Below are 13,525 nucleotides of genomic sequence, written 5' to 3'. Positions count from 1 at the left end.
GGGACCAGCATGCGCGGAACGCCTGCTCGACGAAGAGGGCCGAAGCGGCCAAGGTCTCATACGACCGTGAAAGGAACGCGATAGAGAGCATTTCTCTTTCCGTCGTCCGGCTGACTCTCGCCGGAACGGGAGGTCGCGCGGGAAACGATGCTTTGTTGTCCCGCCGCCGCCTCGAAGTCGCACATGAATTGCGTCCACGAATGGCCGGTAGGCTTTTCGACGGCGCAGGCCTTCCAGGAAAGCCCCTCATCCAGGCTGATCTTCACGCCGGCCACGCCGCCATCCGCCCACGCCCAACCTGATGCCCGAACGACGGCCTCCCGCTCGAGCGAAGTCCCGGGCACAGGCCACACGATCACCGATTGCGGAGCGATGTTCCAGACCGGGCGCGTCACGCCCTCGGCGACGACATCGTTGTACCAACGTGTCGTAAAGGGACCAGGAGCGCGCTCTTTGCGAAGCTCGATCCTCCGGAGCCATTTCACGCTGTTGGTCCCATAGAATCCCGGTACGACCAGCCGCAGCGGATGGCCGTGCTCCGGTAACAGAGGCTCGCCGTTCATTTCGTAGGCCAGGAGGACCTCGGCCCCCACGCGCGAGCGAGGGAGATCCTTCGTGTAGTGCCCGCAATCCGCGCCGCCGAACTCACCCGCGTCCGCACCGACGGACCAGACAAAGGTAGCCTCCGGGTCCGGTTCGACGCGTTGGAGGACATCGTCCAGACGCACGCCGCCCCATATCACGTTGCAAACACGCTGCGTCGGCTTGTCCGGAGCCAACGGGCTTCCCGCGCATTGGTGCACTGAGGCGACGGTTACCTTCGGCATCCGCTTGAGATCCCGCACGGTGACGCGCATTGGGCGGCCGATCATGCCGGCGATCTCGATCTCCCACGCATCACCGTCGCTCACCTCCAAGACGCCCAGGTGGCAGAGAACGATACAATCCTTCGTCGGCGTCGTCCGCTCGATCAGCTTGTGGGGCTCGGACGGGATCCGCGCGAAGAAGCCTTTGACCTTATATTCGAACGCTTCAGACATCCAATGTTTCCGTAGCAACTGCGCGATGGAGCCGACGCCGGCCGATGACCAACCGAGAAGGAGCGGTCGCATAGACGAGAAAACTAGAACTCGTTGAGGTAGGCGTTGTCCCGCTCGAAGATGCGCGATAGGTGACGGCTCACGGTCCGAACGCGCGCCAGGAACTGCAGGTCCTCGTGAACCGAGTGGAAGACATCCCGATAGACCTTCACCTGATCGGGAAGCACCGGGATCAGCCTGGGATCGGTCTTCGCAGAGAACAAGGGCAGCAAACCGATGCCGGCTCCCGCAGCGATGGCCTGCTGCTGCGCGTGCATGCTCGACGATCTGAAAACCACGTTGGTCGGATCCAGCACGTCGAGCAACCAGTGAACGGGCTGGATCGCGATCAGATCCTCCACGTAGTCCACGAAGGTATGGGCCGCCAGTTCGTCCCGGTCCCTCGGCGCGCCGCGCTGGGCGAGGTAGGCTTGACTGGCGTAGAGCGCTAGACGGAACGATCCGAGCTTCTTGACCTCGAGTTTCGCTCCCGCGGGATGCACGAAGCTGATAAAGATGTCCGCTTCGCGCTTGGTGAGGCTGATGATGTGCCGTTCGGTCACCAGTTCGACAGTAATGCCGGGACTTTGAACCGCGAGCTCGGCGAAGCGCTGAGCAAGAAAAAAGGCTCCGATACCCTCCATCGTCACGACACGGACCCGGCCCGCTGCAGTCGCACTGTCCGCTCCCATCGCCGGCTCGACGGCCGAGGCCTCCTGTTCGATGCGTTCGGCGATGTCGAACAGACGATGTCCCCGCTCCGTCAGCACGAAGCCGTCCCGGTTGCGATCGAAGAGCTTGACGGCAAGATCCTTTTCGAGCTCCGCGATCCGGCGGCTTACCGTCGTATGATCGACCTTCAACCGGCGGGCGACCGGCGCCAGCCGCCCCTGTCGGGCAAGTTCCAGAAAGAATACGAGATCATTCCAGTCGAACAATGCGGCCGCCCGTGCCTCGATCCACTCGAATAGGCGCCCCGACAAAATGCGGGCCAGCCGACGATATCGACATCCTAGCCTCCCGTCACCCGGCGGCCAACAGCGCCAAGGCAGCTTCGGAGACCGTCGTTTCGGCAATCTCCGCGTTCAAAATGCCTTCTTGAAGCGTTCTGCTGTCCTTCGCGAATGGCCTTAAACTCATGTCTTCTGCAGCGTCGCCAGATATTCCTCCGGCTTCGCGGAGTCGAACTCGCGACCGAAAATCCGCTCCTTGCCGAACACGATCGGCGGAGGCTCGACACCGTCCTCCTTGAGGATCCGCGCCGCGTCGATCGCCAGCATCACCTTCTCCGCGAGAGCCTTGTAGTCGATGTCCTCCTTGAGCATCTTCCATCGCTTCAACTGCGTCATCAGCCAGACGGCGGCCGAGTATTGCGGAAATGGCCGATAATCGACGCGCTTCGGATCCTCCTTGATCGCTCCCAACCCGTCCGCGTACCGCCCCGTGATGACCTGGTCGATGACGACTTCGGGCGCGTTCAGGTACTGCGGCTGCGACAGGACCTTCGCCATTCCAACCCGGTTTCGGTCGTCGGAGACGTGAAGGCTGGCCGCAACAATCGCCCGGTAGAAGGCCATGAAGGTGTTCGGGTTCTGCGTTATCCAGCTTTCCGCCGCCGATACCGCGCAGCACGGGTGCCCGTCCCATATTTCGCGCGAAATGAGGTGGATGAAGCCTGCCCCCTCGAACACGGCCCGCTGCCCGCCCGGCTCGCCGCCGAAGAAACCATCGATGCTGCCGACCCGCAGATTCGAAACGTATTCCGTGGGCGGCACCACTCGATATTTGACGTCGTTGTCGGGATCCAGTCCGTGGGCGGCGAGATAATTGCGCAACTGCAAGGCCTGATGGCTCTGGTCGAAGGGAATGGCAAACGTCATTCCTTTCCAATTCTTCGGATCGCGATTGTCCCGGTGTTTCATCGCGAGGACGAGCGAGTTGCCGTTCTGGTTCAGAATGGTCAGGATCTTGATGGATTGCTGGTTGCCACCGAGACCTGCCGTCATCGTCAATGGCACCGGCATGACCTGTTGCGAGACATCGAGCTCGCCGTTCAACATCTTGTCCCTGATCAGGGCGATGCCGGCGATCTTTTGCAGCGAGACCGCGAGACCCTCCTTGGCGTAGAAGCCGATCTGTTCGCCGTAGATCAGCGGCGCAGCGCACGTGATGGCCAGGAAGCCGACGTTGAGTTTGGTCTTTTCGAGCGGCTTCTTCTCCTGCGCGATGGCCTGCAGGGTCGACACCGGGAGGATGGTGCCCAGGGCCCCCAAAAGGGTCGCGGCCCCGACCGATTTCAGAAGCTGCCGTCGCAGAACCGGTTCCGGGAACAAGCCGTGCAGGAGCGCCTCCTCGATACCGTTCGCCACCGCCTGTTCAACCGTCGTCCGGGACGCTTGGGCCGGGGCACAGCAGAAGCAGCCCCGGAACCGGCTTAGTCGATCGCGAAATTCATTGCGCAATGCGGCCTCCTCTCGTTGTGACCTGTCGGATCGACGGATCAGCTTGCTGGCTGGATATCGGGGGATGTCTGGAGACGTTCACCCATCTCGATCGCGCCCATCTCGGTTGGCGTATCGACGAAGGTCGCCGGCATCAGACGCTTTCGGCTGACGGTCAGATCGAAGACGTCGAACCGGTTGTAGTAGCCGACCACGTCGTGGAACTGCTTGGGTTCGATGCAGCGGCGCAGATCGAACTCGGCGTATGCGATGCCCTCCTCGTCCTGCAGCGTGTCGCCCAGGGTTTCGCCAGTCGGATCGACGAAGAAGCTCACCGCGCGGGGCGTCGCGTCGATCACGTCTGCGACGGTTGAATCCCGTTCTATGAGGAAGTCGCGCAACGCCTTGTCCATGTAGCCGGCGGTGACGATGCCGAACGCCTTCGCCTCGAACGAGTGCGCGCTGGCACGGATGCGATTGGCGGCGACGTTGTTGAAGTTTCCTCCGCCTTTGGGCCGTCGGGTCGGCCACATGGGTGGCCAACTCGAAATGTGGACCTGCTCGGCCTGAGCCATCAGGGTGTACCTGGCGAGAGGGTTGGTGTTTTCCCCACAGATGAGGTTTCCGACGCGCCCGACCGGGGTATCGACGACCCGTAGACCTTCGCCGTCGCCGGCGGCCCATACGAGCTTTTCGTAGAAGGTCGGCACCAGCTTCCGGTGATGATTGAGCACGTTTCCGTCGGGGCCGATCATGATGTTGCTGTTCCAGATCAGCCCCACGCTGACCGGCGAGCTCTCGCTGATCCCGATCGAGACGGTGACTCCGAGCGTGCGTGCCTCGTTCCGGATGGCGGCAATCTCGGGACCGTTTGCGGCGACGGACTGCTCGGCCATGCGCACGAACAGATCGTGGTTGTCGATCGGCGCCCAGAGAGCGGCCCAGACAGGGAAAGCGGGAATGTAGGTTTCCGGGAACGCGATCAGTTGCGCTCCGGCCTTCGCGGCTTCGCGGATGATCGAAACGGCTTTCGCCGTAGTGGCCGCCCTATCGAGAAACACGGGAGCGGCGTGGACCGCGGCGACCTTGACCGGTGAAGACATGACTTTTTCTCATTTCAATTGGTATGTCGTGAATGTCAGGCGGACAGCTTCTCGCCATCGAAGTAGCTCGAGAGACCCGTCCCCGGCGTGCAGTTCACGTACTCGAAGACGTTCCCCTGCTTCGGAATGACGAACACCTCGTGCCACGTCCGCAACTGATTGGCCTTACCGTACTTGCGGTAGCGCGCGATCGCCGCCGAAAAGATCGCTTCGTGCGACGCGTGATGCTCGGCCCAGTTCTCCATGTGCTTGAGCGACAGGAAGTAGCCGAGCGCGTGCGTCTCGAGCACGGCTTGCCCGGCGACGTCGCAGGTCTGCTGAAAACGTAGCGAAGCGCACCCCGTGGCCGTGGGGCTCTCCTTGAGGAAATCCATACCGCGCAGAAGAGGAGCGCGCAGTTCGCGCATATAGTCGTCCGTCTGGGACGGATCGCAGCGCCCCCAGAAGGCCGCCGACCGGATGATGGCGAGATTTTCCGGGGTGACGATGCGCCAGCGAGCCCCCTTCGTCGCCCTCGCCTGCGGAGCCGGCAGATCGGGCATCGGCGACTCCAGCTTGTCGGCCGCAGCCAGCGGTATTCGGTCCCGCATCGCGCCGTAATAGCCGCAATAAGGCGTCGGATAGATCGCGACTTCCTTGGAGAGCATCAGCCCGGCGGGATAGTCCTGCCAGTAGATACTCTCCTGCCGGTCGACGGGAACGGTGATGCTTTCGCGGAAATAGCCGGTCGGCTCGGCCAGGCGCGCCTCGTCGCCCCACCAGGATTTCACATGGGGGTCGGCCAACCAGTCGTCGCGCTTCTGCCGGTCGACCCAATATGCGGCCACGATATGGGTGTACAGGCCGTTCTGATCGACGAACCACGCGTGATCGTGGACGGTCGGGCCGTTGCGCAGGACGAGGGCCGCTTCGATCCACCGGAAGAACGGCGATGCATGCACGTCCTCCGCCGACCTTCCCTGAACGCCATGGAAAGCGACGCAGATTTCGTCGCAGCCGTTCACGAACGCGGTCGACCAGCGCTGAACGACCGGTTCAAACCCCTTTGGCTTTCGCAGCGGATTGACCCGCTCGTAGATCTGGATGGTCATGTCCCTGCTCTCTCCCTTAATGGACGCCGAAATACGCTCTGTGCAGTTCTGGGTTCTGCATCAGCGTTTCGGCATCTCCCTCGGCCATTACCTGGCCTTGAACGAGTACGTAGCCGTAGTCCGCCACCCGTAGCGTCTGCCGGACGTTCTGCTCGACCAGCAGGATCGAAAGCCCAGCGGTCTTGAGCCTCTTCACGATCGCGAACACCTCCGACACGAACAGCGGCGAGAGACCGAGCGACGGCTCGTCGAAGACAACCAGTTCCGGATCCGTCATCAGGCCGCGAGCGATCGACAGCATCGAGCGCTCTCCGCCGGACAACGTTCCGGCGAGCTGCCTGGATCTTTCCTTGAGCCTCGGAAACGTCTCGAAGAGCTCCTCCATCCGGGCCGCGACGCGGGCATTGTCCCGAATGAGCAGGCCGCCCACCTTGAGATTTTCCGCCACCGTCATCTTCGGAAGGACGCGGTTGCCCTCCGGCACGGTCGCGATTCCGAGGGCGGCGATCCGATGCGTGGGCATGCGCACTATCGCGTCGCCTCCGAAGTAGATCTCGCCCTTCTGCGCCCGGTTGAGTCCAAGGATGGTCCGGATCAGTGTGCTCTTGCCGGCGCCGTTGGCCCCGAGGATGCACGTGACCTGGCCGGGCTTCGCCTCCACGGTCACGTTCCTCAGGACATCGGCCTTGTCGTAACCTGCCGTGACGCCAATGACCGATAGCTTGCGGGAGCTCTCGGAAGCGGTCCTCATGCGTCTTCTCCCAGATAGGCCGTCTGCACGTCACGGTCCGCCATCAGCGCGTCGAACGCCCCTTCGAATATCTTGCGGCCGAAATTCAGCACGACGCAGCGGTCGGATACCCTGCGGATCACGTCCATCTCGTGCTCGACCAGAACCACGGCGAGTTCCGGAAGCTCGGCGCGGAACGCCAGAAGATCGCCCATCAGTTGCCGGGTCTCGTCGTGGGTCATGCCGGCCGACGGTTCGTCCAGCAACAGCACGCGCGGCTTGGCTATCAGAGCCCTGCATATCTCGATGCGCCGCCGGTCGATCATCGTGAACGAGCCGGCGGGCTGGAACAGACGGTCGGCGATCACAGGATTGAAGCGGTGAGCGAGCGACCGGACCTCGCGGATCGAGGCGTCGACTTCGGCCCGCCAGCGTCCACGGCGGAAGATGTTCGTCGTCAGACCGAGATCGAGAGACGTGAGTTTGCCGACCACGATGTTGTCGAACGCGCTCTGTTCGAGCATGAGGCGGGACCGCTGGAATGTCCGGACGATGCCCGCCTGCCCGATCGTCTGGGGCGATTTGGCGAAGAGATCGAGGTATCCCAGACGGACGGTTCCGGCAGTCGGGCGATAGAGACCCGTGACGACGTTGAAGAACGTCGTCTTTCCGGAGCCGTTGGGTCCGACGAGACCTACGGTTTCGCCGCAGTCGAGTGTAAAATCGAGACGGTCCAGCGCGACGAGGCCGTCGAAACGCATCGTCAGGCCCGTGCAGGCGAGCAGAGCTCCGGTCACAGCCCCTCCTCCCGCCCCGCGGAAAAGCGGGAAAAGTCGCGGAGCGGCCGCGGGAGAATGCCGAACGGTCTGAAGAGCAGGATGCAGAGCACCAGCACGGCAAAAATGAGCAGGCGATACTCCTGGATCGCCTGCAGCTTCTCGGGCAGGACGATGATGATGCAGGCGGCGACGACCGCGCCCCACATGTTTCCCAACCCGCCGAGCACGACGATCGACAGCATCAGGAGCGATTCGCCCAGACCCGCTCCGTTCGGGGTGACGAAGCCGTTCATCATGCCGTAGACGGCACCGGCGACGCCCACGATGGCGTTGCCCAGGATGAACGCGACGGCCTTCCAGCGCACGATCGAAAGCCCGAACACCGATGCGGCCGTTTCGTCGCTGCGGACGGCGTCCAGCGCGACCCCGATCCAGGAGGCCTCGAGGCGCTTGGCAAAAGTGAACGCAAGCGCGAACAGGACGATCGCGAGAATCGCATAAGGGAAGTAGAACGACACCTCCCACGAGCCGATCGATGTTGTCCGGCTGAAGTCGAAGCCCCAGACCGAAAAGCCCTCGATCTTCATTCCCTGCGGTCCCCCGAGGGTGTCGTTCACTTCGAGGAAGGTGCGGAGGAGAAGCCCGAACGCCATGGTCACCAGCGCCGCGTAGTGTCCGCGCGTGCGAAGGACGGGAAGCAGCAGGACGAGGCCCAGCGCGCCGGTGACCAGACCGCTGATCGCCAGGATCGCCAGATGAGGCAGGCCTGGATATGTCGTGAGCACCGCGGCCGCGTACGATCCGATCACGAAGAAGGCGGCCCCAGCGAAATTGACGATGCCGGCGAACGCGAGCTGGATGTTCAGACCAACGCATGCCGTCGCGAACAGGGCGACCGTCGACAGCATCAATAGCGTATAGTGCTCTCCTCTGAAGACAACGGCGATCGTCAAGGCGCCGATCATCGCGGCCGTATTGCCGAACCCGCTGAAATCGCCGCAGATCGCCGCGATCTCCCTGCCCGCCGCCGATTTGTCGGCGAGCACGAAAACGACCAGGAATGCGGCCAGCATACCGAGCACCTGCGCCTGCGATTCCGAATGGATCACAAGCGCTCCACCTCCGAGAAGAAGCAGCACGGTGAAGGCCGCGACCGCGCGCGGGAAACGCTGAAGCCGCATCATCAGGGACAGGGAGGGCGCGGGCGCCGGAATGCTGCTCATCCTACACCCGCTCGCTTCTGCGCTCGGCGATCAGGCCGGTAGGAAACAGCCCGATCAGCACAATCACGGCGGCGAAGGCGATTACATCCTTGTAGGCACTCGAGAACGGCAGCGCCACGACAACCAGCGTCTGCACGCCGGCGAACAGGAAGCCGCCGATGATCGGTCCGAGCAGACTTCCGAGTCCCCCAACGACGGCGGAAGCGAATCCGATCACACCGAGAAGAAGTCCCATGTTGAAGTTGATCTCCCGGTAGTAGAGCCCGAGCATGCAGCCAGCGAAGGCCGCAAGCGCGGAACCGAGGGCGAACGTGCCGAGGACGACCCGCTGGAAATCGACGCCCGCGAGCCGGGCCACTTCGCCGTCCTGCGCCACGGCGCGGATGGCCAATCCCATCCGGGACCGCGAAATCAGAAGGTGCGTCGCGAATACCAGCGCCAGCCCCGCACACAGGATGATGACGCTGTCGAAACCAACGCTGAAGGAGCCGAGCCGGATCGATCCGGCAGGCAGCAACGCCGGGAATGGCTTCGGATTGCCGCCGTTGGGAACGCCCAGTCGGATCGCCTCGCGAAGCACGGTACCCGCCATGAGCGTCGCGAGCAGCACGTTGACCGCGGGTGCCTGGCGCAGCGGCAGGATGAGGAAGCGGCCGATCGACGCTCCGACCAGACTACCGATGGCGATGGCCGCGGCGATGCCCGTCCCCAGCGCGACGAGCGGGGGAAGTGCGACCAGTCCGCCGACGAGCCCGATAGCGCCGAGGCTGGAAAACGCCCCGACCGTTACGACGTCGCCGTGGGAAAACTTGATGACGTCGAGCACGCCGAAGAACAGCGAGAAGCCGACGGCGATCATCGCGTAGATGACGCCCAGCATCACGCCGTTGAACAGCTGCTGCGCCAGTATTCCGAAGTCCATCGCACGATTCCGATGTTCGTGAGGGCGATGGCCTCCGCGCAGCCTGTGCGCGCGGCGGCCGTCCGATCGTCAGTCTTTTGCGAGCTTCTTTTTGCCGGCCGCGTAGTCGCTATCCGGCCAATAGACCCACTTCCCGCCCTGCGCGACGTAGACGTTCGCGCTCATGATGTTCTGACGGTGGTCGTCGAAGTTGATCTCACCGACGAGCGCCTTGTAGCCCTTCGTTCCGTTCAGTTCGGCCTTCACCTTCTTGCGGTCCGGGCCGACCTTTTCGATCGCGTCCATGATCAGGTTCGCGGCCGAGTAGGCAAACGGCCCGTAGGCATCCGGATCTTCGCGGAAACCAGCTTTGGTGTACGCCTCCTGGAAGGCCTGCCCCTCGGCATACTTGCTCAGCGGTGCACCATTGTGGAAGGAGATCGTCCCTTCGCTCGCCGCACCGGCGCCCTCAATGTAGCCTGCCGTCATGATGCCGGAGACGCCTGCGAACTGGGCCTGAACGCCCACGCGATCCATCTGCGACCGCAGGCGGACACCGAGCGGCGTCAAGCCGCCAACCAAGATCACATCGGGCTTCAGTTCCTTGATCTTGGTGAGTTCTGCGGTGAAGTCTTGCTGGTCCGGGCTCACAGGAAAGGTCGCCAGGTTCTCGCCGCCCGTCGGCTTCAGATACTCGGAGAAATACTTGAACTGGCCTTTACCGTAGTCCGTGGTGTCGTGAATCATGACGAACTTCTTGTAGCCCTGCTTGGTCAGGAATTCCGCGGCCAGCTTGCCCTCGTTGATCATCGTGCCGTTGACACGATGGACCTCCTTGTAATCGTTGCCGTAGGTGATCTCGGGCAGGATCGCTCCCCAGACGACCACCGGCAGACCGAAGCGCGCATAGGTGTCGACGGTCGCGATGCCGACGGCGGAGCAGTAATGGGTCACGCCGGCGACGATCGAATTGTCGGACGCCGCCTTGGTCGCTACTTGGATGCCGACATTGGGCTTGCACTCGTCGTCGTAAGTAACGAGTTCGTAGGTGTACTTCGCGTTCGCGTCCGCATTCCTCTGCTGCACCGCCAAGGTCGCGGAATTCCGTCCGCCGAGGCCCGGTGCAGAATTGCCGCCCGACAACGGGCCGATGAAGGCGATCTTGACGGTATCCTTTGCCGCTGCCGGGACGGATGCCCAACCGCTCAGTAAGACCGCGCTGCCCAGAACAGAAAGAATTCTTCGCTTTGTGATCATGTTGCCTCGCTCCGTCCTCGATATGACAGGAGCGTAACTGCATCCGGATTTCCGCCACCATTGGGAATCTTCGCAAGGCGTCGTGCGGAGACGAACCCGCCTGCCCGTTTAATGCGCCTTGGCTGCATCCATGCGATGCATCGTGCCGACTACTTGGGCCAACGCGCCGGGTTTGAGGTGGCCCGGGGGAAGAAGCGGGCTTTTTTGCAAGGCGCCGCTTCGGCGAACCGGTCGAGCCGGCCTATCGCCTCTCCGCGCGGGATCGCGAACCACGTCCCGCAGCCGCGAAACCACGGCCGGCCGCGAGGCGATCGCGCGTGCGTTCAGGACTTTAGGCTGATGTCATTCTTAAATTCATAGTCACCCACCGGCTCGCGCGACATATACCTCGCCGGCGTCCTAAACATCAGCGAGACCAATCGCCCCATCAGTGCCGGTTTCGCAGCGAGATCGAACCGCTCCAGTGGGAAGTTTGTGATGTAACTAGGCAGCCGCTTGTGGAAGAACGCGCCGCTATCAAAGGGGCGCGAAAGCGCCCCCCTAAAGGATTGATAAATTTGCGTATTCGACGGATTTGGCGCCCGAGAGCCGATCGACGCGGTTCGCGCGGATCGTGTGGCCTGCGCAAGCTCGCCATATCGGCGAGACCTTGTCTCGATCATCTGAACGCGTCCCAAAGATCTGGGCAGAACCGCTCGGTTGGCTCCGCCTCGCCTCTTGCAGCCGGCCGCCGGCCTTAAATCCGGTCGATCGCTGGACTTGGACAAGCATGCTCCAATCCGTGCAGCGTGGGCCAGGCAGCCCTGCACCGTACACTCGCTGGTATGGAGATGCTGCGCCATCTCGCGGGTGGCGCGTTCGGGCCGCGATGCAAGCGGATCTTGAAGCGATTGAAGCCTACTCGGCGGGCCGTGCGACCGCGGCACCAGAGCTCTCCGGGAGGTCGAGCGCAGCAAACGCCTTCGGTTTCCGCAAGCGCACGTAGATCTGCGCTGCCAGAAGCACCACGCACAGGAGCAAAAAGAACGCGCTGATCGGCCGCTCGACGAAGATCATGGCGTCGCCCCGCGAGACCAGCAGCGAACGGCGGAAGTTCTCCTCCAGGCGCGGCCCCAAGACGAAACCGAGCAGGATCGAGGCCGGGTGGAAATCAAGCAGCAGCAGCAGATAGCCGACCAACCCGACGACGACAGTCTCGCCGACCTGGAACATGTCGTTGTTGGTCGAGTAGACGCCGATCGCGACGAAGAACAGCGCGCTCGGATACAGATATTTGTAGGGAATCATCAGGAGCTTCACCCACAGCCCGATTAGCGGGACGTTGAGAAGCACCAGCATGACGTTGCCGATCCAGAAGCTTGCGATCAGGCCCCAGAAGATGTCCGGATGCTCCTTGATCAGCTGGGGGCCGGGCACGATGCCCTGGATCATCAGCGCACCAAGGATCAGGGCCATGACAGCGTCGCCGGGAATGCCGAGACTCATTGTCGGGATGAAGTCGCCCTGCACCGACGAATGCGTAGACGCCTCTGGACAGGCGACGCCTTCGATCATCCCGGTACCGAACTTCTCTGGCGTTTTCGAGACCTTTTTCTCCGCAGCGTAGGAGATGAAGGAGGCGATCGTCGGTCCCGTTCCCGGAATGAGCGAGCAAAGACTTCCGATGATAGTGCCCCGCAACATCGCCGGAATAGAGCGGCGGAGTTCGTCGCGTGATGGACGCAGATCGCGCAGACCGACGTTCGAATAGCGCGTATTCACGTCGGAATATTGATTCACGCTCTTCATGAACTCGGCGATGCCAAATAGACCGAGTGCGAGTCCGACGAGTTCGATGCCGTCAAGAAGGTTCGGAATGCCGAACGTGAAGCGCTCCGTGCCAGTCTCGACATCCGTTCCCACGATTCCCAGGAAGAGGCCCAGCAAGGTCATGGCAATACCCTTGAGAGGTGAGCCCTTCGCCAACGTCGAACCGGCGAGCAGGCCCAGAAGCATCAGTGAACAAATCTCGGTCGGACCGAACTCCAGTGCGACCTTCACCAGCACCGGCGCCAGAAAGATCATCTCCACTATGCCCCAAGAGGCGCCTACGAACGACGACAGTACCGTGATGCCGAGTGCAGCGCCGCCTCGACCCTGCTTCGTCAGCGGAAATCCGTCGAGGCACGTCACCGCGTGCGGTGGATGGCACGGTAGGTTGAGCAGGATGGAACAAATCGCGCCGCCGTATTGCGCTCCATAGAAGACGCCTGACAGCATCAAGATCGCGCCGACCGGGGGAATGCCGAACGTTAGCGGGAGCAGCACGGATATCGTGGCGAGAGGCCCCATTCCCGGCAGGACCCCGACCATGTTGCCAACCAGAACACCGACGAAACACCACATGAAATTCTGTGGCTCGAAGGCGACCCCGAAGCCGTACCAGAGATCGGAAAGCGCGCTCGCCAACATCTAGAACCCCCAACGGTAGAGCGGGAAAGGAACTCTCAGCACGTAGGAAAAGAGGAAACAGCCGGCGACGGTGACGACCGCGGCCAGAACGGCGGAACCTCTGACGGTAGCGGTCCGGTCGCCGAGCGCGGAGACGAAGACGCACATGAAGGTGGCCGCAGCCATGCCGAAATAGACGCCGAATAGGACGAACATCAGCGGACCCGCGAGGATGCAGGCCCAGCCTCGCCATTCCATCGCGGCCGGCAAGATGCGCTCTCCCTCTTCAAGAGGCGTCGCCAATCCCGTGACGAAGATCAACGCTCCAACGATCACCATCATGACACCGAGCATGAACGGAAACATGCCCGGTCCCATGTGCGCGAAGGTCCCGAGCGAATAGGTCGTAGAGTTGAGACCGATCCCGGCGCCCAGCAGCACCATGAGTAGCCCGGCGTAGAAATCCTTCTTTCGCAACGTGATCGGCATTC

Annotated in this window: 13 protein-coding genes; all 13 read right to left on the bottom strand. The window is 62.5% G+C overall.

What is annotated here, in order from left to right:
* Nucleotides 1-56: 56 nt before the first annotated feature.
* The 13 genes from AC0L3S_RS04400 to AC0L3S_RS04340 all read right to left on the bottom strand — a co-directional run bounded on the left by AC0L3S_RS04400 (nucleotide 57) and on the right by AC0L3S_RS04340 (nucleotide 13,523).
* Nucleotides 57-1,040, bottom strand: a complete 984-nt coding sequence (locus AC0L3S_RS04400; RefSeq protein WP_473257849.1) for a molybdopterin-dependent oxidoreductase — start codon at nucleotides 1,038-1,040, stop codon at nucleotides 57-59.
* A gap of 83 nt (nucleotides 1,041-1,123) precedes the next feature.
* Entirely contained in the window at nucleotides 1,124-2,017 is an 894-nt protein-coding gene (locus AC0L3S_RS04395) for a LysR family transcriptional regulator (protein WP_473278205.1), read from the bottom strand.
* A gap of 198 nt (nucleotides 2,018-2,215) precedes the next feature.
* Nucleotides 2,216-3,448, bottom strand: a complete 1,233-nt coding sequence (locus tag AC0L3S_RS04390; RefSeq protein WP_473278204.1) for a CmpA/NrtA family ABC transporter substrate-binding protein — start codon at nucleotides 3,446-3,448, stop codon at nucleotides 2,216-2,218.
* A gap of 131 nt (nucleotides 3,449-3,579) precedes the next feature.
* Nucleotides 3,580-4,623, bottom strand: coding sequence for a carbon-nitrogen hydrolase family protein (locus tag AC0L3S_RS04385; RefSeq protein WP_473278203.1), 1,044 nt, complete (start codon nucleotides 4,621-4,623; stop codon nucleotides 3,580-3,582).
* Nucleotides 4,624-4,658: 35 nt separating this feature from the next.
* On the bottom strand, nucleotides 4,659-5,714 hold the full coding sequence (locus AC0L3S_RS04380; RefSeq protein WP_473257857.1) for a phenylacetaldoxime dehydratase family protein: 1,056 nt from the start codon (nucleotides 5,712-5,714) through the stop codon (nucleotides 4,659-4,661).
* Between the two features lie 16 nt (nucleotides 5,715-5,730).
* Nucleotides 5,731-6,465, bottom strand: a complete 735-nt coding sequence (locus tag AC0L3S_RS04375) for an ABC transporter ATP-binding protein (protein WP_473257859.1) — start codon at nucleotides 6,463-6,465, stop codon at nucleotides 5,731-5,733.
* On the bottom strand, nucleotides 6,462-7,241 hold the full coding sequence (locus tag AC0L3S_RS04370; protein WP_473278202.1) for an ABC transporter ATP-binding protein: 780 nt from the start codon (nucleotides 7,239-7,241) through the stop codon (nucleotides 6,462-6,464). Before AC0L3S_RS04370 ends, AC0L3S_RS04375 begins: the two co-directional genes overlap by 4 nt.
* The gene (locus AC0L3S_RS04365; RefSeq protein WP_473278201.1) at nucleotides 7,238-8,446 is read right to left on the bottom strand and encodes a branched-chain amino acid ABC transporter permease; all 1,209 of its coding nucleotides are present in this window, start codon (nucleotides 8,444-8,446) and stop codon (nucleotides 7,238-7,240) included. The genes AC0L3S_RS04370 and AC0L3S_RS04365 overlap by 4 nt, the downstream gene beginning before the upstream one ends.
* A 1-nt stretch (nucleotide 8,447) precedes the next feature.
* Nucleotides 8,448-9,368 (bottom strand): branched-chain amino acid ABC transporter permease, encoded by a 921-nt coding sequence (locus AC0L3S_RS04360; protein ID WP_473278200.1) that lies wholly within the window; start codon nucleotides 9,366-9,368, stop codon nucleotides 8,448-8,450.
* Between the two features lie 69 nt (nucleotides 9,369-9,437).
* Complete coding sequence (locus AC0L3S_RS04355) at nucleotides 9,438-10,604, bottom strand: branched-chain amino acid ABC transporter substrate-binding protein (RefSeq protein WP_473278199.1); 1,167 nt, start codon at nucleotides 10,602-10,604, stop codon at nucleotides 9,438-9,440.
* A 323-nt stretch (nucleotides 10,605-10,927) separates the two neighbouring features.
* Nucleotides 10,928-11,266, bottom strand: a complete 339-nt coding sequence (locus tag AC0L3S_RS04350; protein WP_473278198.1) for a hypothetical protein — start codon at nucleotides 11,264-11,266, stop codon at nucleotides 10,928-10,930.
* Nucleotides 11,267-11,501: 235 nt separating this feature from the next.
* Nucleotides 11,502-13,055, bottom strand: a complete 1,554-nt coding sequence (locus tag AC0L3S_RS04345) for a tripartite tricarboxylate transporter permease (RefSeq protein WP_473257875.1) — start codon at nucleotides 13,053-13,055, stop codon at nucleotides 11,502-11,504.
* Nucleotides 13,056-13,523 (bottom strand): tripartite tricarboxylate transporter TctB family protein, encoded by a 468-nt coding sequence (locus AC0L3S_RS04340; protein WP_473278197.1) that lies wholly within the window; start codon nucleotides 13,521-13,523, stop codon nucleotides 13,056-13,058. It abuts the gene before it with no gap.
* Nucleotides 13,524-13,525: the final 2 nt, after the last annotated feature.

Source organism: Bradyrhizobium sp. Ken01, from assembly GCF_055807355.1.
This window is presented reverse-complemented; position numbering and strand designations above follow the sequence as displayed.

What these genes read in the sequence shown, in the direction of transcription:
- AC0L3S_RS04400 (WP_473257849.1), bottom strand. Translation starts at nt 1,040, where the DNA reads ATGTCTGAAGCGTTCGAATATAAGGTCAAAGGCTTCTTCGCGCGGATC.
- AC0L3S_RS04385 (WP_473278203.1), bottom strand. Translation starts at nt 4,623, where the DNA reads ATGTCTTCACCGGTCAAGGTCGCCGCGGTCCACGCCGCTCCCGTGTTT.
- AC0L3S_RS04380 (WP_473257857.1), bottom strand. Translation starts at nt 5,714, where the DNA reads ATGACCATCCAGATCTACGAGCGGGTCAATCCGCTGCGAAAGCCAAAG.
- AC0L3S_RS04375 (WP_473257859.1), bottom strand. Translation starts at nt 6,465, where the DNA reads ATGAGGACCGCTTCCGAGAGCTCCCGCAAGCTATCGGTCATTGGCGTC.
- AC0L3S_RS04365 (WP_473278201.1), bottom strand. Translation starts at nt 8,446, where the DNA reads ATGAGCAGCATTCCGGCGCCCGCGCCCTCCCTGTCCCTGATGATGCGG.
- AC0L3S_RS04360 (WP_473278200.1), bottom strand. Translation starts at nt 9,368, where the DNA reads ATGGACTTCGGAATACTGGCGCAGCAGCTGTTCAACGGCGTGATGCTG.
- AC0L3S_RS04355 (WP_473278199.1), bottom strand. Translation starts at nt 10,604, where the DNA reads ATGATCACAAAGCGAAGAATTCTTTCTGTTCTGGGCAGCGCGGTCTTA.
- AC0L3S_RS04350 (WP_473278198.1), bottom strand. Translation starts at nt 11,266, where the DNA reads ATGATCGAGACAAGGTCTCGCCGATATGGCGAGCTTGCGCAGGCCACA.
- AC0L3S_RS04345 (WP_473257875.1), bottom strand. Translation starts at nt 13,055, where the DNA reads ATGTTGGCGAGCGCGCTTTCCGATCTCTGGTACGGCTTCGGGGTCGCC.
- AC0L3S_RS04340 (WP_473278197.1), bottom strand. Translation starts at nt 13,523, where the DNA reads ATGCCGATCACGTTGCGAAAGAAGGATTTCTACGCCGGGCTACTCATG.